The organism is Cupriavidus sp. DF5525 (genome assembly GCF_040149425.2).
GTDB classification, from domain to species: Bacteria; Pseudomonadota; Gammaproteobacteria; order Burkholderiales; family Burkholderiaceae; genus Cupriavidus; species Cupriavidus pickettii_A.
The window spans coordinates 1,729,726-1,750,596 of sequence record NZ_CP168265.1 but is presented as its reverse complement, the minus strand read 5'-3'; the positions used below and the strand labels follow the sequence as shown (position 1 = coordinate 1,750,596).

The window sequence follows — 20,871 nt, the reverse complement described above, 5'->3', positions numbered from 1 at the left end:
CGTCGCTCCCCATTTGCCCTTGCCGTCCTGCACCCCCAAAAGCGGGCGTGCGCGAGCCCCCGTCCAGTCCATCAGGTTCCTGCGCCAGCCCCCTTACCGTTTTTCTTCGACCCCTTGCGCCAGCAGGCTTGTCGCCAGTCCGGCCGGACGCGGCATGCCGCTGCCCTGGGCGCCTGCCGCGTGCGCGGCGCCCTCCTGCACCACGCGCAGCAGATCCGCCGCCATCGCTTCCACGGTGAAGTGCCGCGCAAATACCGCCTGCGCACGCGCGCGCATACGCGCACGCTCGGCCGGCGTCAGCGCGAACCAGCCGCGCAGCATCCCGGCCGTGCCGTCGACGGTGTCCGCCGCGCCCATGCCCGCGCCGCCCTGCACCACTTCGCGCCAGATGTTCACCTCCGTCGACAGCAGGCCCGGCAGCCCGCAGCCCAGCGCCTCGGCGACAGCGATGCCAAAGTTTTCCTGGTGCGACGACAGCGCGAACACTTCGCTGGCGCGGAACGCGCCCCACTTCATCTCGTCGCGCAACATGCCGGGCCAGCTGATGCGGTCCGCGATTCCGCGCGCGGCGGCCAGTTCGCGCAGCGCGCTGCCCCAGCCGGCGCTGTCAGGCCCGGCGATCACGAGGTGCGCGGCGGGCACCTGCGCGGCTTCCCGCGCGAAGGCCTCGATCAGCAGGTCGCAGCCTTTTTTCGGGTGGATGCGACCGAGGAACAGCACCAGGCGCTTGCCGCGGAGCGCGGGATGGGCGGCCAGGAAGCGCTCGGCCAGGCTGCCGCCGTCGGCCGCATGCGCCGGCGGCGGCGCGCTGGTGCCGAAGCTGACCACGCGTTCGTTGGCGCGATACAGCCAGAAGGATTCGCGTGCGCGCCGGCGTTCTTCTTCCGCGGTGAACAGCACCGCGCGCGCGTCGCGCAGCACGCGGTATTCCGCCCAGGGCCAGTACAGCCACTTCTTCAGGTGCTTGAGCGGGTAAGCGCGACGGAACCACGGGTCGAGCATGCCGTGCGGGAACACGAAATACGGCACGCCGCTGTCGCGCAGCGCCTGCCAGGCAGCAAAACCGTGGTGCTGCCACAGCCCGTTGACGATGACCGCGTCAAAGCCCTGCGCGTGTTCGCGCAGCCACGGCAGCAGCGCCGGGCAGTAGCGGTAGCCGCCGCGCGCGGGCCCGAGCGCATGCACCGGCAGGCCGGCGTCGCGCAGCCACGGCGCATCGGGTGCATCGAGCGTCAGCACCTCGACCCGATGGCCCTGCGCGGCCAGCGCGACGGCGCTCTGGCGCACGCACTCGGCGGGCCCGCCCTGGCGGGGATCGAGCGATGGCAGCAGTTGCAGGATCTTCATGCGCGGGATCCTTGCAGGGTGAGCCGCGGCGCCGCCGGGGCGGACGCGCGGGCAGGAGACAAGACCGGCAGCCGTGGCGGCTGCGGTGCGCCCGGCCGAGTGACCGGCGGACGCGTAGCAGCCGGCAACACCCGGCGGATCGTCAGGCGCTGCAGGCGCATGCACGAACCCACCAGCAGCCCCAGCGCCACGCCGTACAGCAGCCCGGCATAGCGCGGGCCCAGCGGGTTGCCGCCGATCGACGTGGCCGGCAGCGCCGCCAGCACCATCAGCGCGCGCCCCAGCACCGGCAGGTAAGGCGCGGCCGGCGCATCGCGGCGCCAGCGCCGGTAGATCAATGCGCCGCGCCACAGCGCGAACAACACCGCGAACGGCAGCGCCAGGCCGAACATCAGCCCGCCGGCAAAGAGCTGGTAGACCCAGAAGTTGTGGCCCGCGGCCCATTCGTTGATGGCGTAGAACTCCTTCTCGCTCATCTGTCCCGACAGCGCCGTAAGGTAGTCGGGCGAGTAGCGGTAGTTGTGGCCGAAGCCCTTGCCCAGCAGCAACGAGACCGTGCTGGCGGTGACCTGGTCGAGCTGGTCCTTGATTTCCGCCAGCCGCGTCGCGGTGGTGGGATCGATGCCCGATGCCGTTGCCTTGGCGGCCGAGATGCGTTGCTCCCAGTGCGCGGCCACGCTGGGGAACAGCGCCGAGCCGATCACCACGGTGCCGCCGATCAGCGCCACCGTAATCACCAGCGCGCGCGCCACCGACTTGAGCAGCTGGCGCAGCGACGGCGCGCCCAGCCACGTCGCCAGGCAGAACAGCATGGCGGTGCCGACCAGCAGGCTGCGCGTCACGCTCAGCAGCTCGATCGCCACCGACAGCAGGAACAGCAGCACGGTCAGCTTCGAAAAGCGCCGCGCGATCACGAACTCGTGCAGCAGCAGCCCCTGCAGCGCCAGGAACACCACCGAGACAATGCGGAAGCGCACCGTCTCCAGCCCGCCGCCGATGGCCATACCGTAGGCAAAGCTGAACAGCAGCGAAATCACCATGCCGGTGAACATGGCTTTTTCGATCTGCACGAGCCGGTCCTGCTGCCATGGGCGGCAGGCAGCCAGGAAGCCGAACAGCGTCAGCATGAACGGCAGCAGCACGCGCAGGTAATTGCCGAAGTCATTGCCCTGCAGCAGCTGCGGCACCAGGCTGCCGGGCACCGTCAGCATCAGCGCGATGGTGATCGCCGTGCGCAGCTGGCTGCCGCCGGCAAAGCGCGGCGCGATCATGGCCAGCACGACGGTGGCGGCGATGGCCGGCAGCGTCAGCAGGATCTGCGTGATGCGGCTGCCGTTCTCGTCGACGCTCTTGAAATCGACCGCCAGCGGGCACAGCGCCAGCCAGATCCAGATGGTGGTGAAGCGGTTGCGCATGGTCGCCTCCTAGCCCCGTACCGCGCTGGCCGGCAGCGCCGCGCCCGCCGGCGCCGGCACGGCCGGTGCCAGGCGCCGCCGCAGCCAGCTGCGCATCGGATCTTCATAAGCGCGGAAGACCAGCACGCTCAGCGCCACCGCGGCAGCCAGCGCCAGCCACCCGTACGCGCGCGGCCAGCCGGCCAGCCACGCCAGGCGGCCCAGCGGCACATGCAGCAGGTACAGCGAGAAGCTGGCCTCGCCTAGCACCACCAGCCAGCGCCGGTGCAGCAGGCCGAGCACGGGCCGCTGCAGCAGCGCAAGCCCGAGGATCAGCGCGCCGAACGCCGGCGCCTGCAGATAGAAGGCCGGCCAGCGCCCCGGCGACGAGAACGCCAGCGCGGCGAGAATCGCCACTGAGACACCCGTCAGCACGATGCCAAAGCGGTGGCGCGCGGCGGCGGCGAGCGGCATGCGCGCATGCCATTGCGCCGCGCACACGCCCAGCACGAACTCGAACAGGTGCGTCAGCGGGAACTGCGCGATCAGGAAACCCGAGCGCGACGGCGGCGTGGCGGCATCGACCAGCGCGATCCATGCGCCCTGCAGCAGCCACAGCAGCGCGCACCAGCGCAGCAGCGCCAGGCTCCCGCGCGCGGCGGCCCAGGCCAGCAGCGCCGGGAACAAGGCATAGAAGAAGGCCTCGCAGGAGATGCTCCACGCCGGCCCGTTCCAGGGCTGGTTCAGCCCGGCGAACGGCAGCCACGCGGTCAGCGCCAGCACCTGGCACAGCAGGCTTGCCGCCAGCATCGGCAGGTCCGGCCGCGCCAGCCCGTACCACTCGCGCAGCAGCGTGGCATCGCCTGCGTGCAGCAGCCATGCCGTCACCGCCAGCGCCGGCAGCAGCGACAGCAGCAGCACCGGCCAGATGCGCGCGACGCGGGCCGCATAGAAGGCGCGCACGCCGTTGCCGCCAAGCTTGTCGCGATAGTTGTAGGCGAGCACAAAGCCCGACAGCACAAAGAACAGCGACACCGCCGGGCGCCCGCCGTCGGCCGCGGCGACGAACCACGCCGGCACCGCCAGCAGCCCGATCTGGCTGAAGTGGCACAGCACCACCGTCAGCGCGGCCAGGAAGCGGATGCTGGTCAGCGCCGGCAGGTTGCCGCCGTGCGCCGTGCCGGCCGGCACGGCGCGCGGGGCGCGTCCGGCGGCCGGCGTCAGGCGGGGCGCACGCGGCGCGGCCGGCTCGATGGCTGGCATGAGTGCTCTCCTCCGGTGGAAAACAGGCAACCGGCCGGCGCACGGCGCAGGCAGCGGGGCCATGGCTTATAGGGCTCGCATCCCCCCGGACAGCGGTGGCGGCGGCGTTCGGCGCGCGGGCGTAGCTTGGACTTGGACTTGGACTTGGCCATGGCTTACTCCGCCTCCTCGGCCCGCAGCGCGGCGGGCGGCAGTTCGGCGCGGGGCACGGGTTCCGCCTCGGCAGCCGTTCCGCCTGCGACAAGCGCGCGCAGCCGCGCTTCGAGCCGCCCCAGCACCACCGGCGCGGCCAGCGTGCTGACTGCGTAAGCGCGCGCGGCGGCGCCGAGTTCGGCGCGTTGCGCGGCATCGCCCGCGAGCCGGCGGATGGCGTGCGCCAGCGCCTCGGCGTCCTCCGGCGGCACGGCCAGGCCGCGGCCGCCGAGCGCGGCGAACAGCTCGGTCCCGCCCTCGGCCATGGCCACGATGGCGCGCCCGCTGGCCAGCATGCCGGTCAGCTTGGACGGCATCACCAGGTCGGCGGCACCGCCGCGCTGCGGCAGCACGTGGATGTCCGCCAGGTTCAGCAGTTCATTGAGGCGTTCGGTCGGCTGCAGCGGCAGGAAGCGGCAGTTTTCCAGGCCGGCGCAGTGCAGCTCCAGCTCGGCGCGGGCCGGGCCATTGCCGCAGAACACGAACACGATGTCGGGCTGGCCGGCCAGCGCCGCCGCCGCGCACATCAACACGTCCAGGCCTTGCTTGGCACCCATGTTGCCGGCGTACAGCACCACCTTCTGGTGCGGCGCGATGCCGAGCGCTTCGCGATACGCGCTGGGCCGGTCGAGCGGGTGGATCGCGTCGGCATCGACCCAGTTCGGTAGCAGCACCACGCGCGCCGGCGCCACGCCCTTGCGCACGGCGGCCTGCGTCATCTTCTCGGAGATGGTCGAGACCACATCGAAGCTGCGCAGCAGCGCGCGCTCCACCCCCAGCGCCGCACGGCGCGCGCGGGCGCCGCGCAGCAGGCCGAGTTCGAAGGCGGCATCGACCTCGTAGTCCTGCAGGTGCAGCCAGGCTGCCGCGCCGGTCAGCCGCGCCAGCAGCCAGCCACCGGGCGCGCTCATCAGCCCCGGCGCGATCACCATCACCACGTCCGGTCGCCACCAGCACTGCCCCAGCAGCGCGGGCAGCGCCGCCAGCGCAAAACTGCCCAGGTGCAGCAGGCGATTGAGCCCGCCCGGGCGCCGCGGCACCCACAGCGGCACGCGCTGCACGCGTACGCCGGCGCGCTGCTCGCGGCGGTAGCGCCAGGCCGAGTAGCCGTCCTCCACCCGCCACGCCGGGTAGTACGGGGGGCCGCACACCACCCGTACCTCGTGCCCGGCGGCAGCCAGGGCCTCGGCCATCTCGGCGGTGTACTTGCCGGTGCCGGTCAGTTCGGGCGCGTAGTTCTGCCCGCAGATAAGGATTTTCATCGACTGCTCCGGTGGACTTCGGCTTCGGCGACGGGATGCGGCGCGGTACGCGCCTTGCCGCGCAGCAGGCTGGCGCAGCCGCGGTCGATATGGGTGGCGGCCGCCGCGGGATCGAAGCGGCCGATCAGGTCGATGCAGCGCTGCGCGGTGGCGCGGGTATCGGCGAACAGGTGCACGGCCTTGCCCAGCGCGGCCTGCAGCGCTGCCGCGTCACGCGCCGGCACCGCCAGGCCGGTCTCGCCCTCGCGCACCAGCTCCGGCACGCAGCCGCAGTTATCGCTGACCACCGCCGGGCAGCCGTGCGCCAGCGCTTCGTTGACCACCAGGCCCCAGGGCTCGCTGTAGCTCGGCAGCACCAGGCAGGTGGCACGGTCGTATTCGGCCTCGAGCGCCGCGCCGTTGACGCTGCCCAGCAGCATCACGGCGCCGTCGAGCCCGAGCGCGTCGATGCGCTCGGGCAGGCGCTCGGCCATCGGGCCGCTGCCCGCCAGCCGCAGCGTGGCGGCCGGCATGGCCGGCAGCAGGCCGGCAAAGGCTTCGAGCAGGGTGTCCAGCCCCTTCCCTTCCGACAGCCGCCCCACATAGAGGAACACCGGCGTCTGCGGCTCTGGCGCCGGGGCGTCTGGCGTAGTCGCCTTCGGCGCACGCGCCAGCATCCGCCGTGCCAGCGCCTGCTCGGGCGTGTAGCCGGCCGGCAGCGCTGCCGCCTGGCAGGGGATGAAGATGCGCTCGCGCCGCGCGCCGAGCGACTCCAGGTATTCGCGGCTGCGCTCACCAAAGCCGAAGTAGCCCTGGCACAGCGCGAAGAACAGCCGCTTGGGCAGCGAGGTCAGCAAGCGCCGCGGGCGGTCGCGGCCAGTGGAATCGCAGAACACCGCGCGCCGCTTGCCGGTGACGATGCAGGCGAACAGCATCGCCCAGAATTCCGGCAGGTGGTAGCCCGGCAGCACCACCACCCGGCTGTCCGAGCGCAGCACCTCGCCCACCAGCCGCAACGTCATCTTCCAGCGCGGCACGTCCTCGTAGCAGCCCTTGAAGAGCTGGCGCATCGGGTATTGGTGCGCGCTGTAGTCGACCTCGGAAAACCCGAGCCGCATGTGCTCGGTCTCGGCGATCTGCACGACGGTATAGCGGATCGGCCCCTGCCCGTGCAGCTGGTGCAGCGCCGAGAAGACCTGGCCCTTGTGGCGCGACCAGACGACGTTGTGGAAGATGGTGACTGAGCCTGACATGACGACTACCCCCTGGTTTCGTACTGCCTGTTGTGTCTTGCCTTTTTTCTGTTGCCGGTTGCCTGTTCCCTGTTGCCTGTTCCCTGTTGCCTGATCGCGCCGGTCACGCCATCGCGCTTGCCTGCTGTGCCGCCGCGAACTCGTGCCAGGTACGCGCCAGGCCCGCTTCCAGCCCGATCGACGCCTGCCAGCCCATGCCGACCAGCCGCGATACGTCGAGCAGCTTGCGCGGCGTGCCGTCGGGCTTGCTGGTGTCGAACACCAGTTCGCCGTCAAATCCCGCGACGCGGCACACCATGGCGGCCAGCTCGCCGATCGGGATGTCCGTGCCGGTGCCGACGTTGAACACGCCGCCATCCACGTCCTGTTGCAGCAGGAACAGCGTGGCCGCGGCCAGGTCGTCGACGTGCAGGAATTCGCGCCGCGGCGTGCCGGTGCCCCACACCGTCATCGTGCCGGCGCGCTCGCTGACGGCGGTATGCGCCTTGCGGATCAGCGCCGGCAGCACGTGGCTGCTGGTCAGGTCGTAGTTGTCGTTGGGCCCGTACAGGTTGGTCGGCATCACCGACAGGTAGCGCGTGCCGTATTGCCGGTTGCAGGCCTCGCACAGCTTCATCCCAGCAATCTTGGCGATGGCGTAGGCCTCGTTGGTCGGCTCCAGCGGCCCGCCCAGCAGGTAGTCCTCGCGGATCGGCTGGGCGCAGTCGCGCGGATAGATGCAGGACGAGCCGAAGAACACCAGCCGCTGCACGCCGCCCTCGAACGCGGCCTGGATCACGTTGGTCTCGATCGCCAGGTTCTCGTAGAGGAAGGAAGCCGGGCGCATCGCGTTGGCGACGATGCCACCCACGCGCGCCGCCGCCAGCAGCACCACGTCCACCTGCTGCCGCGCGAAGAAGCGGCGCACCGCGGCCTGGTCGGTCAGGTCCAGCTGGTCGCGCGCCGGCGTCAGCAGGCGCTCGTAGCCCGCCGCGCGCAGCTGGCGCACCAGTGCCGAACCCACCATGCCGCGATGGCCCGCGACGTAAATCCTTGTCTGCTTGTCCATGGTGAGCGCCGCTCCTTCACTCGTGGTGTTCCAGCGTCTTGAAGCCAGCCAGCGTGACCAGCGCGTCGCGCCGCGCGATCTGGAAGTCGGCGCGCACCATCTCCTTGACCAGCGACGAGAACGGCGTGGTCGGCTTCCAGCCCAGCCTTTCGCGCGCGCGGGTGGGATCGCCCAGCAGCGTCTCGACTTCCGTCGGGCGGAAATACGTCGGATCGACGCGCACGATCACCTTGCCCGGCGTCAGCCTGGTTTCCTTGCCATGCACCCGTTCGACAATGCCGACCTCGTCGACGCCCTCGCCCTCGAAGCGGATGGTCACGCCCAGCTCGGCGGCGGCGTACTGCACGAACTCGCGCACGCTGTACTGCTCGCCGGTGGCAATGACGAAGTCCTCGGGCTGCTCCTGCTGCAGCATCAGCCACTGCATCTCCACGTAATCGCGCGCGTGGCCCCAGTCGCGCAGCGACGACAGGTTGCCCAGGTAAAGCTCGTCCTGCAGCCCGACCGCGATGCGGGCGATGGCGCGGGTGATCTTGCGCGTGACGAAGGTCTCGCCGCGCACCGGCGATTCATGGTTGAAGAGGATGCCGTTGCAGGCGTAGATGCCGTAGGCCTCGCGGTAGTTGACGGTGATCCAGTAGGCGTAGAGCTTGGCCACCGCGTACGGGCTGCGCGGGTAGAACGGCGTGGTCTCTTTCTGCGGCACCTCCTGCACCAGCCCGTACAGCTCGGAGGTAGAAGCCTGGTAGAAGCGCGTCTTGCGTTCCATGCCGAGGATGCGGATCGCCTCCAGGATGCGCAGCGCGCCCAGGCCGTCGGCGTTGGCGGTGTACTCCGGCTCTTCGAACGACACCGCCACGTGGCTCTGCGCGGCCAGGTTGTAGATCTCGTCCGGCTCCACGCGCTGGATCACACGCAGCACGCTGGTGGCGTCGGTGAGATCGCCGTAGTGCAGGAAGAAGCGCAGGTCCTGCTCATGCCGCTCGCGGTAGAGGTGGTCGATGCGGTCCGTGTTGAACAGCGACGTGCGGCGCTTGATGCCGTGCACCTCGTACCCCTTGTCAAGCAGCGATTCAGCCAGGTAGGAGCCATCCTGCCCGGTGATGCCAGTGATCAGTGCGACCTTGCGTTTCATTCCCGTTCTCCCTGCCGTGGTGGATTGCCTTTTATGACTGATGCCTGATGCCTGATGGGCGCTATGCGCGGCGGCGGTCGCCGTCTCATTTGATGCCCTCGACGCTGGTGTAGTAGCCGGAGTAGCCGGTGCCCAGCCGCAGCGGCGGCTTGGGCACATCGGTCAGCAGCACGCCGCGCAGCGCCACGCCGCCGCTGGCGAGCCGCCGCACGGTCTCGCCGATCTCGCCGGGGGGGTGGCGGCCGTGGCGCACCACCAGCAGCGTGATGCCGGCGTAGCGTCCCAGCAGCGTGGCGTCGGTGACCTCGAGCACCGGCGGGGTGTCGATGATCACCATGTCGTAGCGGTGCGAAAAATGGTCGAGCAACATGCGGAAGCGCTCGCTCATCAGCAGCTCGGCCGGGTCCGGCGGCACCGTGCCGCGTGGCATCACGTCTAGCCCCGGCAGCACGTCGCGCGTCACCACGGCATCGAAATTCTCGCCCATCAGCGCATCGGCCAGGCCGGGCTGGTGGCGCAGGCCGAAGTGCGCATGGACCGCGCCGCGGCGCATGTCGGCGTCGATCATCAGCACGCGCCGCTGCCCCGCCGCCACCAGCGCGGCCAGGTTGACCGACAGGAAGGACTTGCCCGCGTCCTGGCGCGAACCGGTCAGCATCACCACGTTGTTGCTGGCGTCGCGCAGCGCGTACTGCAGCGTGGTGCGCAGGCCGCGCACGCCCTCCACAGCGACGTCGTCCGGCGCGCGCGCCGCCAGCAGGCGAGGGCCGCGGCCGACGCGGCCGTGGCTCAACTCGCGCTGCAGGCGCAGTTGCATGCGGCTGCGCGGCACCACCGCGCACACCGGCACGCCGGTCAGGCGCTCGATGTCCTCGGGGTGCTCCATGCCGCCGTACAGCGCCTTCTTCAGCAGCGCCAGCAAGATCGCCGCGAGCATCCCCAGCCCCGCGCTGATCAACACCAGCATGGCCCGCTGCGGGCGCACCGGCTCGTCGGCGGGCGCGGCAAAGTCGACCACGCGCACGCTGCCGACCTGGCCCGCCTTGACCACGCGCAGCTGCTGCGCGTTGTTGAGCAGGCTGGTGTAGAGCTCGGTATCGACGCGCACGTCGCGCATCAGCCGCAGCGCGGTCTGCTCGGTATCGGGCAGCAGCGAGACGCTGCGCCGCAGGGCGTTCTGCTGCGCGGTCAGCGTGGCGATCTGCGCCTTGAGCGACACCACCGCCGGATTGTTCTCCGTGTAGCGCGTGTTGTATTCGGCAAGCTGCGCCTCCATGGTCAGCAGCCGGTTCTTGTTGTCGACGATCTGCTGCAGCAGCAGGCGGCTTTCCTCGCCCAGGTTGACGGTGCCCAGCTTGTTGCGGAACGAGTTGTAGCGCTCCTCGGCCTGGTCCAGTTCCTTGCGCAGCACCGGCAGCTGCTGCTCAAGGAAAGCCAGCGTGTGCTCGGCCTCGGCCGAACGCCGCCCGATGTCCTGCTGCACGAACTGGCGCGCGACGGTGTTGACGATCTCGGCGGTCAGCTTGCTGTCGGGGCCTTCCAGGCTGGCGCGGATGATGCCAGACTGCAGCGTGGTCTCGCCCACCGCCAGCGCGCGCTGCACCGACTCCACCGTAGCCAGGGTGGACGCGCGCGTCAGCTCGAACTGCGTGTCCGGCCGCCCGACCAGGTGGTCGATGCGCACGCGTACCGGGCCCAGCGTGCTGGCCCCGCCGGTCTCTTCGCCGACGCGGCCGTTGAGCACGAGCGCGCCATCGGGATCGCGCAGGCTGTAGGTGCGCTCGTCCTCGACGGTCAGCACGAACGGCTTCTTGTAGTACTTGGCCGGGGTTTCGAACAGCGACATCTTGATCGACTCGCCGCCCCACGCGTACTGCGGCAGCCCGAAGCGCGGCGGCGCGGGGGTCTTGCCGGTGTAACGGCCTGCCAGCCAGCCGCCGATCACGGGCAGGTAGCGCGGTCGCGCCCCGATATCCAGGTGCAGCGTGCGCACCGCGTCTTCCACCACCAGGCGCGAGCGGATCAGCTCGATCTCGGCGGCCGTGGAAGACTTGGAATCGAAGATCGACGACAGCGACTGCAGCGAGTTCTGGTTGTTAGCGTTGGCGTCGCCCTTGCTGTCTTCCACCTGGATCAGCGCGTCGGCGCGATACACCGGCTTGGCGATCATCGCGTAGATCGAACCGCCGGCCAGCGCCAGCAGCGTGATCGCGCCGATCATGCGCCAGTTCTCCAGCACCGTGACCAAGTAGTCGGACAGCCGCAGCTCGGGCGCCGCCGGCGCCTCGACATACTGGGTCTCTAGCAGGTTTGGCATGGTGTCACGCATCCCTTTCCGCCCGCGCGCGGCGCTGGCGAATGCCCTCGGTTCAATACGCGTTGCTGTGGAACAGGCCCTTGAAGACAGTGGCCGCGATGATCCGCATGTCCAGCCAGAAGGACCAGTTGACGAGGTAGTACAGGTCGTAGGCGATGCGGCCCTCCATCTTCTCGATGCGATCGGTCTCGCCGCGGTAGCCGTTCACCTGCGCCCAGCCGGTAATGCCGGGCTTGATGCGGTAGCGCTGGATATAGCCGAATACCAGCTTGCCGTAGTGGTCGTCGTGCTCCAGTGCGTGCGGGCGCGGGCCGACGACAGACATGTCGCCGCGCAGCACGTTGAAGAACTGCGGCAGCTCGTCCAGGCTGGTGCGGCGCAGGAAGGCGCCGACGCGGGTGACGCGCGGATCGCCGCGCGTGACCTGCGTCAGTTTCCCGGCGTGCTCGGTGTGCACGCGCATCGAGCGGAACTTGTAGATGCGGAATACGCGCCCGTCCGCGCCCTTGCGCAACTGCGTGAACAGGACCGGTCCGCGCGACGACAGCTTGACCGCGATCGCGATCGCCGCCAGCAGCGGTGCCAGCCCGAGCAGCGCCGCCGCGGCGAAGAACCGGTCGAAGATCTCCTTCTGCGCCAGCGCGGTGGGCGACAGCGGCGACGCTGCCAGGTTGATCGCATGCATGCCGATCAGGTCGATCATCCCGCCATCGAACAGCGCCACCGTGCGCAGGTCCGGCACGAAGCGGATATTGATCAGCTCATCACGGAAGGCCGCGACGAACTCCAGGATCTCGCGTTCCTGCGACAGCGGCAGCGCCAGCCACAGCTCATGGATCTTCTGCGTGCGCACGTAGTGGGCAAAGGCCGCGCGGTCCTCAAAGATCGGCACGCGCGCATTCAAGCCGCCGGCACCCGGCATCACGTTGAACGCCGCCGCCACGCGGAAGCCCGAGGCCGGCGACGCGGCCACGCGCCGGATCACAGCATTGCAATGCGCGCCGCTGCCGACCACCGCCACCTGGTGCAGGTTCATGCCGGCGCTGCGCATATGGCCCAGCACCATATGGGCGAGCAACCGCGACACGATCATCAGCGCGCCGGTACTGGCGGTCCAGTAGGCAAACCACAGCCGCGACACCAGGTCGAGCCGGTGCACTGAGAACATCACCATCACGCCAAAGAGCTGAACCAGCAGCCAGGCAAGCGCCACCTGCCCGGCCAGCCCCAGCTTGGAGCGCCCGCGCCATGACTCATAGATGCCGAAGGCCGGGAACAGCGCCAGCGTGGACGCCGCCGATAGGGCGATGAAAAGCTCGAACAGGGCGCCCTGCCCGATCGCGTCAAAGCGAAACTGTGCCGCCAGCAGCGCACCGGCCAGCACCAGCGCCACATCAAGCATGCGCGCCAGCAATCCTTCAAGCTTGACCATTTCCCGTCCTCCTGCCCCGTCTGCCCAAACCTGCCCACTGCGCGGCGTGCCCGCTCCTTTCTGGCCGCCGCCGCGTTTCTGCGCCTATCCGCAGCGCCCGTAGTTGTCGTCCATGCGCACGATGTCGTCTTCGCCCAGGTAGCCGCCGGACTGGATCTCGATGATTTCCAGCGGCAGCTTGCCGGGGTTCTCCAGCCGGTGCGCCACACCCAGCGGGATATAGGCGGACTGGTTCTCGGCCAGCAGGAAGCTCTCGTCGCCGCGCGTGACGCGCGCGGTGCCGCTGACCACGACCCAGTGCTCGGCGCGGTGGTGGTGAAGCTGCAGCGATAGCCGCGCGCCGGGCGCCACCACGATGCGCTTGACCTGGAAGCGCTCGCCGTGGTCGATCGAGTCATAAAAGCCCCACGGGCGGCGCACCTTGCGGTGGTCCTCTGCCTCCGGCGCGCGTTGCGCCTTGATCCGCTCGACCAGGCTCTTGACGTCCTGCACGTGCGAGCGCTCGGCCACCAGCACCGCGTCGGCGGTCTCGACCACGACAATGTTGCTGGTGCCAACGCAGGCCACCAGGCGCCCGTCAGAGTAGGCATAGCTGGCGCTGGCGCCTTCAAACATCACGCGCCCGCGGGCCGCGTTGCCGTCGACGTCTTTCTCGGTGGCATCCCATACCGCCTCCCACGAACCCAGGTCCGACCAGCCGGCGGTCAGCGGCACCACTACCCCGTGACAGGGCGCGTCAGGCTGGTCGAGGCGCTCCATCACCGCGTAGTCGATCGAATCCGAGGGGCACTGCAGGAACGACTTGCCGTCCGGGCGGAAGTAAGGCGGCTGCAGCTTGCCGCCGATCACGGCGGCCATGCAGGCCTCGTAGATCGCAGGCTGCAGCGCCTGCAGCGCCTGCAGCCAGACCGTGGCGCGGACCACGAAGATGCCGCTGTTCCACCAGTACTGGCCGCTCTGCACATACTGCGCCGCCAGTTCCAGCGCCGGCTTCTCGACAAAGCGCGCGATACCGTGGGCGCCATCGCCCAGCGCCTCGCCCAGCCGGATGTAGCCGTAGCCGGTCTCGGGCCGGGTCGGCGGCACGCCCAGGGTTACTATCGCGCCGCGCTCGGCGTGCTCCGCCGCAAGCGCGATCGCGTGATGGAAAGCGGCGCCGTCCAGGATTGCGTGGTCGGCCGGCATCACCACCAGGATTACGTCTTCTCCCTTGCCCTGCGCCAGCCATGCGGCCACGGTCAGCGCGGGCGCGGTATTGCGCCGCGCGGGCTCGACCACCAGGCGCGCCTCGACACCGGCCTTGGCCAGTTGCTCGGCAGTGCTGAAGCGGTGTTCCTCGCCGCAGGTGATGATGGCTTCGGGCACCACCTCGCGCTGGGCGTTGAAGCCGGACAGGCGGCGCAATGTCGCCTGCAGCAGCGAGTCGGTGCCGACCAGATCGATCAGCTGCTTGGGATAGTGCTCGCGCGACAGCGGCCACAGGCGCGTGCCGGCGCCGCCGGCCAGCACCACCGGCGCCAGCCGCAGCCGCTGCGGCCGCGGACGGGTGCCGTCATTCTCTTCCTGGCCGCCGGCCTGCGCGGCCGCCACCGTGCCCGTCTCCACCTGCGTCGTCTTCAACATGGTCAAGCCCTCCAATCTCGACAACCTGGCGCGCGGCCTGGCGCGGGCGAGCTGCGCCCGCCGCGATGCCTCGCGGAACGTTTCACTGCAATCGGGTTACGTGGTGCTCCGTGGCGGCGCGCGGCCTCAGCTGTCGGTGGCGGCCTTGTATGCCTTGTGACGCTGGCGGAATTCGGTCGGTGACAGCGACAGCCGCTTGCGGAAGATCTTGGCCAGGCGATCGCCGTTGCCCATGCCGGAGCGGCGCGCCACCTTGTCGACCGGCAACTCGGTCTCGGCCAGCAGGCCGCAGGCAGTCTCAAGCCGCGCCTGCAGCAGAAAGTCGGAAGGGGTGGCGCCCATCTCCAGCTTGAAGCGGCGCAGGAAGTTGCGCTCGCTCATAGTCGCCACCTCGGCGGCGTCGGCAATCGAGACGTCGTGTTCGCAGTTCTGCTGCAGCCAGCGCGCGGCCGCGCGGATCTTGTCGGCTGCACTGGTCAGGCCGGCATCGGCCAGGCGCGGCAGCAGCTGGTCGGTCCAGGCCGGCAGCACGCGTTCGACTACCGCGCGTGCCACGTCCACGCCCAGGTCGCGCCGGATCACTGCCAGCGCGCCTTTCATCGATTCCAGGCGCAGTTCGGTGTCGTCGTTCGATGCCATCAGCGGCAGGTGCGAGCGGCGCGGCGGTTCGGAGGGCTGGATCACGCCGGCGGCCGCCAGCACGGCGCGGCCTTCGGCGATCGGGCGCACGCTGTCGGTGGTGGAGCAGGCGGCGCGCAGCCAGCACAGCAGGCGCGTGTCGCTGGCCGCGGCACGGGCGCCTTCGCCGCCGGCAATGAAGAGCATGTCGAGTCCGGCAGGTCGGCGCGGCTCGAGGCTGTCGGTCCAGACCCGCACCGCCGCCGAGCAGGTCACGCTGCCGCCTTCGACCGACAGGAAGCGCACGTCATAGGTAATGCGGCGGCTGCCGCCAGCGGGTGCGGCGATCTCGTTGGCGGTCTGAAACAGCTCGGCAACCAGGCCGGCCCCGAATAAGGAAAATCCCTCATAAAGCAGGATGCCAATGCGACGCGCGCTGGCGCGTGATGGGTCGGTGGTGAGTGTCGTGGAATAAACACTGGATGCGGGTGGCTCGATGTGGGCGTACGGCATGATTCCCCCAATACCTCGTTGGTTTTCTTCTGGCGCGAAACCGTTTGCATTGCATCGCACCATAGACATAACAATTTCGGTTATTTCCAGCCTGTCCGATTCTTGCGATGTCTTGGCGGAAGGGTATTGAGCGCCTTCGCTTACCTGCTGCAAGCCACTGTTGTATAACGGTTTTTATTTATGCAACACGCGACTCCCTGGTTCGCATAATCCGCGTTGCCGCGCCTTCAAAACCAATATAGTCGTTACGTTGCATCGCAACATAAACGCACCAATTCGAACGTGATATAAATAACACTAAGACGTGATCTGGTGCATTCTTAATTCGCCAAGTGAGGGCAAACGCGCATGTGTTTTGCACAAAAGCAACGCTTGCCCGGCTGTGCCCCAAATCAACGAAACGCTTTGAGAATCTGGTGCATCCGTGCCGGCCGGGTCACTTGTATTCCCTTCACGCCACGCCCAGCACTTCGTGCGCAATCGCCTGGTAGCGCCGCGCCGTGTCGTGCAGCGTCAGCCCCTCCAGCGGCCGCCGCGCCCGTGGCTGCGCCAGGGCACGGACCAGCGCCTGCGCATAGGCCGCGGAATCCGCGCAGTCGACCAGTTGAACCGCATCGTGCCCTTCGGCGAATGCAAACGCCGGGATCGCGCTCGCCACCACCGGGATGCCGCTGGCCAGGGCTTCCAGGAAAGCGATGCTGTGCGCCTCCGACGCGGAGGGCATCGCGAACACCGAGGCCTGCGCCAGCAGCGCGGGCACATCGTCGCACGGGCCGTTGATGCTGACCTTGTCGGTCAGCCCCAGCTCTGCAACGAGGGCGCGCACCTTGCAGTAGTACACCGCGTCCTCGATCACGCCGTACAACGCCAGCCGGGCCTGCGGCACCTGCTGCAGCGTGGCCTGGAACGCGCGCACGGTGCGGAGCTGGTTCTTGACCGCGTCGTAGCGACCGATCTGCAGCAGCAAGGGTGCGGCGCCCGACGGCGCGGTGGCCGGCAGCCCGAAGCGGCTGGTATCAACACCATTGGGGATCACCGTCAGGCGCGGATGCGTGCCGACCTCGGCAAGGTAGTCGCGCACGTTGCTTTGCGCCACGCCCACCACCGCACGGGCGCGCCGCGACAGCAGGCGTTCGGTCCAGCGGAACAGGTCGCGCTGGAAGTCGTTGACCGCGGAGTGCATCACGTACACCACCGGCACGCGCGTTGGCAGCGCGCGCGCATAGAAGGCCGGGATGGTGGCGTGCGCGAAGACGATGTCTGGCCGCCAGCGGCGCATCACGCCGTGCAGATACCACAGCCGCGCCAACGGGCGCAGCGCGCGCTTCGGAAAGCTGCAGGCCACCCCCGCCGCGGCCAGTTGCGCCCGCAGCGGCGCGAAGTCATCGTGGGCGGGCATCAGCGCCGCCACCGCCACGGCCTCGCCGCCGTGCTGCTGGTACAGCGCGAGGTCACGCACCAGGATCTCCGCGCCCGACATGCGCGGCGACAGCACCAGATGAAGAATGCGCATCACTTGCTCCTCAAAGCTTTGGTCAGCATCCATGCCATGGCGCTGGCCAGTCCCACGGTCATGGACCAGGCAATGCCGGTGGCGCCCCACCAGTGCGTGGCCGGCGGCACGCAAACCAGCAGCACGCCCACCTGCACCACCGAGGCATGCGTGGCTACGCGCGGTTTGCCGATGGCACGCAGGTAGGCCACCAGCAGCGCGATCAGCGCGCCGATGGCCATGTTCAGCGTGAACACCCGAAACAGCGGCACCGCCTCCAGCCAGCCGGGGCCGAGCAGCAGCAGGAACAGCGGCGCCGCCGCCAGGTTCAGCGCGGCCACCGCCAGCACCAGCGCCGCCGCGCCCAGCCCCAGCAGCCGGCGCAGCAGGCGCGCGGCGGCGCCGTCCTGTTGCCGGTGGTGCGCGGCGAAGGTGGGGAACAGGTATTGCGACATGGCGATGCCGGCGTCGGCCAGCAGCATCTGCGCCAGCTTGGACGACATCTGGTAGGCACCCAGCTGCGCCGGTCCCAGCAGCTTGCCGACCATCACCTTGTCGAACTGGTTGAGCAGCAGGTTGACCACGCTGGCGGCCCAGATCCAGCGGCTGAAGCCGAGGAAATGGCCGATGCCGGTCCAGCGCAGCTGCAGCGGCGGGCGCGGGCGCATGGTGGCCCAGGTCAGCGCGCTTTTCAGCGTCTCGGCGGCAAGCAGGCCGATCACTACGCTGTAGGCGCCGGCGCCGCCCAGTGCGCACCCGACGCTGATGGCACAGTCGGCCACGGCAACGACGCTCTCCAATACGGCCACCCGCCGGAAGTCGCGCTCGCGCGTGACCACATAGTAGGCGGGCGAGGCCACCCCGCGCAGCAACGGCAACGCGGCCGCGAGCTGCAACAGCGGCAGCGCGCCGGCCAGGTGGAACTGCGCTTCGAGCAGCGGCGCCAGTCCCAGCAGCAGCAAGGCAACCAGCGCACCGCGGCAGGCCAGCGCCGACCACACCGCGCCCAGTTCGGCGGGCGCCGGCGCGCGCTGGCCCTGGATCACCGCCTGCGGCAGGCCGGTGTCGCTGAGCGCCTCGGCGATTGCCACCGCCAGCAGCGCCACGCCGACGACCCCGAGCGCCTCAGGACCCAGCAGGCGCCCCACCACCAGGAACTTGACCGCGACCATGCCGCGCACCAGCGCCTGCTGGGCCAGCACCCACACGGCAGAACTGGCGGCGGGCCGCCGGCGGGGCAGCGCCGCCACGAATTTCAGGGTCTTGATCATGGAGCCTCGTCCTTGTGCCGAGCCGATCGCGCGGGCGGCAACGGCATGCACCGGACTCCACTAGAACCCGGCGCCGCCGCGGCGTTCCGCCATCGTCTAGCGCCTATCGGACAGGCGCGCGCCGAACGCCTTCTTCCGCCAGCGGGCGCTCTGCAGAATGGCGGTTGCCGACGGCAGCGCGCTGCTAGTGTTGCCATATCGTCGTCGACACGCGCACACCGGCACACGGCAAACGCAGCCGCCCGCAGCCGTCAACCAGGGAATGAGAATGCCCGACGCCAGCCTCTTCATCATCGAACCCGACTTCTCCGGCCACCGCTGGCGCTACGTGGAATGGGCGCTGCAGGCCTTTGCCGAAGCCGGGCGTCATTGCGTGGTGGTGACCGACGAAGCCAACCTCGGCCATCCGCTGGCACACGCGCTGCAGGCCGGCCGCCATCCCGGCTGCGCGGTGATGGCGCTGCCGCTGCCGGCCGATGCGGGAAGGGGCGCGGGGCGCGTCGCCTACGTGCGCTACTGGCGTATCTTCCGGCACCTGTACCGGCAGGCCTGCGCCGCGCACCGTGCCGGGCTGGTGCTAGTGCCCTACGCGGACTACTTCCTGTGGGCGCTGCCGCTGCTGCGCTCGCCGTTTGGCGCCACGCCGTGGCTCGGCATCACCATGCGCGCCGGCTTCCACCACCATCGCGTGGGCGTGCGCGCGCCGCGCCAGCCACTGGTCAATGCGCTCAAGACGCTGCTGTTCCGCCGCGCACTGCGCACGCCGGGGCTGAAGACGCTGCTCTCGATCGACCCCACCCTGCCCGCATGGCATGGCAACCGCAGCGGCGCGGCACTGGCGTATCTTGCCGATCCCGGCCCCGACATGACGCCGGCCACGCAGTCGGCGGCGCGCGCGCGCCTGGGGCTGGGGCCGGATAGCGGCCCGGTGCTGCTGGTCTACGGCGCCATCACCGCGCGCAAGGGCATCCGCGAACTGGTCTACGCCCTCGCCACGCGTACCGGCGCGCCGCGGCTGGTGGTGGCCGGCGTACAGGACGAGGAAGTCCGCGCGTGGTTGCCGGCAGCGACCGCCAGCCTGTCGCCGCCGCCGCTGGTGCTGGACCGCTTTATCCCCGAGGCGCAGGAAGCCGACCTGTTCTCCGCCTGCGACGCGGTGTGGCTCGGCTACCAGGGCCACTACGGCATGAGCGGGGTGCTGGTGCAGGCCTACCGCTTCGGCAAGCCGGTGCTGGCCACGGCCGACGGCCTGATCGGCTGGTTCTGCTGCGGCCGCGACCTGGGCCCGGTCATGGACGACCTGTCGGTCGGGGCCATCCACGGCGCACTGGACCAGCTCGTGCAGCCGCCCTTGCCCCGCGCCGGGGGCACCGGCTCGCATGCGCACCTGCTGGCGCGCCACACCGTCGCCGAATTCAAACTGACGCTGCGCCGTGCGGCGGCATAGCCGCGGCGCCCCCGCGCGGGCCGCCCTGATCCGAGGAGCTGACGATGCCACTTCCACACGCGGCGGGAGCGCCCGCGTCTGCGCGCCTGCGCGAACTTGACTTCATTCGCGGCATGGCCATCATTGCCGTGATGGGGATCCACTTCCATACCGTCAATACCGGCAGCACCCTGGTCTGGTTGCTGGAATACCCGCTGAAGACCTTCGGTCGCGAAGGCGTGACCCTGTTCTTCACGCTGAGCGGCTTCCTGGTCGGCGGGGTGCTGATGCGCGAGCTGGCCGAGCGCGGCACCATCGACGCGCGTCGCTTCATCATCCGCCGCATGTTCAAGATCTGGCCCGCCTATTACGCGCTGATCCTGTTCCATGCCATCGTCGGCCGGCATCCGCGCGACAGCTTCCTGCTGCAGAACGTGGTGCACCTGCAGAACTACCTGGGTTCGAGCATCGCGCAGACGTGGAGCCTGGCGGTGGAAGAGCACTTCTACCTGCTGCTGCCACCGGCGCTGCTGCTGGCCGCGCGCTTGCGCCTGGGGCCGCGCACGCTGCTGTGCCTGCTCTGCGCCGCCTGCCTGCTGGTGCTGGCCGCGCGCAGCGCGGCGGTGAGCGCCGGCGAGATCCAGGCGGCCTACGTCTACACGCACTACCGCGTCGACAGCCTGCTGTTCGGCGTGATGCTGGCGATCCTGTACTGGCTGCTGCCCGGCCACTACCGCAAGCTGGCGACGCGGCGGGCCTGGCTGATGCTGGCCGTGGCCGCGCTGCTAGTATGGCTGGTATTCCTGCAGGACGAGATCATGGTCGAGGAAAGCATCGGTTTCACCATCCAGTCGATCGGCTTCAGCGCGCTGATCGTGCTGGTGCTGGAGCACTCGGGCCGGCTGCGCGATACGCTCCCGTACCGCTGGGTGGCGTGGGTGGGCCTGTACTCCTATGGCATCTACCTGTGGCATACCATCGCGCGCGAGCCCGGCAAGATCTTCATCAACACCGCGCTCGCATACGGCGTGCCGCCGGTGACGACCTGGGCAATGGCAGTGGTGCTCCAGTTCGCCATTGCCATCTGCGCCGGCTACCTGACCACGCGCGCGGTGGAATTCCCGTTCCTGCGGCTGCGCGACGCGGTCTTCCCGGACCACCGCGCCAGCGTCGCGGCAACACCGGCGCGCGGCATGCAACACCCGCTGCCATAGCGGTCGGTGCAAGGCTCGCGCGCAGTGCACTAGTACGCGTCCGCCAAAAGCTACGCCGTGCTTGCCAAACGCGCCGCAAGGCGCGTTGCGCG

Annotated in this window: 15 protein-coding genes; 2 read left to right on the top strand and 13 right to left on the bottom strand. The window is 69.6% G+C overall.

All coding sequences use genetic code 11. The annotated features are described in order from the left end of the window. Positions 1–93: 93 nt before the first annotated feature. The 13 genes from ABNX08_RS08255 to ABNX08_RS08195 form a co-directional block, all read right to left on the bottom strand. On the bottom strand, positions 94–1,347 hold the full coding sequence (locus ABNX08_RS08255) for a glycosyltransferase (protein ID WP_022534716.1): 1,254 nt from the start codon (positions 1,345–1,347) through the stop codon (positions 94–96). Further along, positions 1,344–2,762, bottom strand: a complete 1,419-nt coding sequence (locus tag ABNX08_RS08250) for a hypothetical protein (RefSeq protein WP_022534715.1) — start codon at positions 2,760–2,762, stop codon at positions 1,344–1,346. The genes ABNX08_RS08255 and ABNX08_RS08250 overlap by 4 nt, the downstream gene beginning before the upstream one ends. A gap of 9 nt (positions 2,763–2,771) precedes the next feature. Then, a complete protein-coding gene (locus ABNX08_RS08245; protein WP_022534714.1) occupies positions 2,772–4,004 on the bottom strand; it encodes an acyltransferase in 1,233 nt (410 codons plus the stop codon). A 155-nt stretch (positions 4,005–4,159) separates the two neighbouring features. Then, complete coding sequence (locus tag ABNX08_RS08240; protein WP_022534713.1) at positions 4,160–5,458, bottom strand: glycosyltransferase WbuB; 1,299 nt, start codon at positions 5,456–5,458, stop codon at positions 4,160–4,162. Further along, complete coding sequence (locus tag ABNX08_RS08235) at positions 5,455–6,690, bottom strand: glycosyltransferase (RefSeq protein WP_022534712.1); 1,236 nt, start codon at positions 6,688–6,690, stop codon at positions 5,455–5,457. Before ABNX08_RS08235 ends, ABNX08_RS08240 begins: the two co-directional genes overlap by 4 nt. Positions 6,691–6,793: 103 nt before the next feature. Further along, the gene (locus ABNX08_RS08230; RefSeq protein ID WP_022534711.1) at positions 6,794–7,738 is read right to left on the bottom strand and encodes a GDP-L-fucose synthase; all 945 of its coding nucleotides are present in this window, start codon (positions 7,736–7,738) and stop codon (positions 6,794–6,796) included. A 16-nt stretch (positions 7,739–7,754) separates the two neighbouring features. Continuing rightward, on the bottom strand, positions 7,755–8,873 hold the full coding sequence (gene gmd, locus ABNX08_RS08225; protein WP_022534710.1) for a GDP-mannose 4,6-dehydratase: 1,119 nt from the start codon (positions 8,871–8,873) through the stop codon (positions 7,755–7,757). Between the two features lie 85 nt (positions 8,874–8,958). Beyond that, complete coding sequence (locus tag ABNX08_RS08220) at positions 8,959–11,190, bottom strand: polysaccharide biosynthesis tyrosine autokinase (protein WP_041681359.1); 2,232 nt, start codon at positions 11,188–11,190, stop codon at positions 8,959–8,961. Positions 11,191–11,242: 52 nt separating this feature from the next. Continuing rightward, positions 11,243–12,622 carry an undecaprenyl-phosphate glucose phosphotransferase gene (locus tag ABNX08_RS08215; protein WP_022534708.1) on the bottom strand — a complete coding sequence of 460 codons (1,380 nt, stop codon included), beginning with the start codon at positions 12,620–12,622 and terminating at the stop codon, positions 11,243–11,245. A gap of 84 nt (positions 12,623–12,706) precedes the next feature. Next, positions 12,707–14,245 carry a mannose-1-phosphate guanylyltransferase/mannose-6-phosphate isomerase gene (locus tag ABNX08_RS08210; RefSeq protein ID WP_022534707.1) on the bottom strand — a complete coding sequence of 513 codons (1,539 nt, stop codon included), beginning with the start codon at positions 14,243–14,245 and terminating at the stop codon, positions 12,707–12,709. 126 nt (positions 14,246–14,371) lie between these two features. Beyond that, positions 14,372–15,376, bottom strand: a complete 1,005-nt coding sequence (locus ABNX08_RS08205) for a GlxA family transcriptional regulator (protein WP_022534706.1) — start codon at positions 15,374–15,376, stop codon at positions 14,372–14,374. A 451-nt stretch (positions 15,377–15,827) separates the two neighbouring features. After that, positions 15,828–16,889 (bottom strand): glycosyltransferase family 4 protein, encoded by a 1,062-nt coding sequence (locus ABNX08_RS08200; protein WP_022534705.1) that lies wholly within the window; start codon positions 16,887–16,889, stop codon positions 15,828–15,830. Further along, positions 16,889–18,139 (bottom strand): oligosaccharide flippase family protein, encoded by a 1,251-nt coding sequence (locus ABNX08_RS08195; RefSeq protein WP_022534704.1) that lies wholly within the window; start codon positions 18,137–18,139, stop codon positions 16,889–16,891. The genes ABNX08_RS08200 and ABNX08_RS08195 overlap by 1 nt, the downstream gene beginning before the upstream one ends. Positions 18,140–18,407: 268 nt before the next feature. On the opposite strand from ABNX08_RS08195, the gene ABNX08_RS08190 reads away from it, so the two are divergent. Together ABNX08_RS08190 and ABNX08_RS08185 are read left to right on the top strand one after the other, a co-directional pair. Further along, positions 18,408–19,586 carry a hypothetical protein gene (locus ABNX08_RS08190; RefSeq protein ID WP_022534703.1) on the top strand — a complete coding sequence of 393 codons (1,179 nt, stop codon included), beginning with the start codon at positions 18,408–18,410 and terminating at the stop codon, positions 19,584–19,586. Positions 19,587–19,630: 44 nt separating this feature from the next. Then, on the top strand, positions 19,631–20,779 hold the full coding sequence (locus ABNX08_RS08185; protein WP_022534702.1) for an acyltransferase: 1,149 nt from the start codon (positions 19,631–19,633) through the stop codon (positions 20,777–20,779). Positions 20,780–20,871 lie beyond the last annotated feature (92 nt).

What these genes read in the sequence shown, in the direction of transcription:
- ABNX08_RS08255 (WP_022534716.1), bottom strand. Translation starts at nt 1,347, where the DNA reads ATGAAGATCCTGCAACTGCTGCCATCGCTCGATCCCCGCCAGGGCGGG.
- ABNX08_RS08250 (WP_022534715.1), bottom strand. Translation starts at nt 2,762, where the DNA reads ATGCGCAACCGCTTCACCACCATCTGGATCTGGCTGGCGCTGTGCCCG.
- ABNX08_RS08245 (WP_022534714.1), bottom strand. Translation starts at nt 4,004, where the DNA reads ATGCCAGCCATCGAGCCGGCCGCGCCGCGTGCGCCCCGCCTGACGCCG.
- ABNX08_RS08240 (WP_022534713.1), bottom strand. Translation starts at nt 5,458, where the DNA reads ATGAAAATCCTTATCTGCGGGCAGAACTACGCGCCCGAACTGACCGGC.
- ABNX08_RS08235 (WP_022534712.1), bottom strand. Translation starts at nt 6,690, where the DNA reads ATGTCAGGCTCAGTCACCATCTTCCACAACGTCGTCTGGTCGCGCCAC.
- ABNX08_RS08230 (WP_022534711.1), bottom strand. Translation starts at nt 7,738, where the DNA reads ATGGACAAGCAGACAAGGATTTACGTCGCGGGCCATCGCGGCATGGTG.
- gmd (WP_022534710.1), bottom strand. Translation starts at nt 8,873, where the DNA reads ATGAAACGCAAGGTCGCACTGATCACTGGCATCACCGGGCAGGATGGC.
- ABNX08_RS08220 (WP_041681359.1), bottom strand. Translation starts at nt 11,190, where the DNA reads ATGCCAAACCTGCTAGAGACCCAGTATGTCGAGGCGCCGGCGGCGCCC.
- ABNX08_RS08215 (WP_022534708.1), bottom strand. Translation starts at nt 12,622, where the DNA reads ATGGTCAAGCTTGAAGGATTGCTGGCGCGCATGCTTGATGTGGCGCTG.
- ABNX08_RS08210 (WP_022534707.1), bottom strand. Translation starts at nt 14,245, where the DNA reads ATGTTGAAGACGACGCAGGTGGAGACGGGCACGGTGGCGGCCGCGCAG.
- ABNX08_RS08205 (WP_022534706.1), bottom strand. Translation starts at nt 15,376, where the DNA reads ATGCCGTACGCCCACATCGAGCCACCCGCATCCAGTGTTTATTCCACG.
- ABNX08_RS08200 (WP_022534705.1), bottom strand. Translation starts at nt 16,889, where the DNA reads ATGCGCATTCTTCATCTGGTGCTGTCGCCGCGCATGTCGGGCGCGGAG.
- ABNX08_RS08195 (WP_022534704.1), bottom strand. Translation starts at nt 18,139, where the DNA reads ATGATCAAGACCCTGAAATTCGTGGCGGCGCTGCCCCGCCGGCGGCCC.
- ABNX08_RS08190 (WP_022534703.1), top strand. Translation starts at nt 18,408, where the DNA reads ATGCCCGACGCCAGCCTCTTCATCATCGAACCCGACTTCTCCGGCCAC.
- ABNX08_RS08185 (WP_022534702.1), top strand. Translation starts at nt 19,631, where the DNA reads ATGCCACTTCCACACGCGGCGGGAGCGCCCGCGTCTGCGCGCCTGCGC.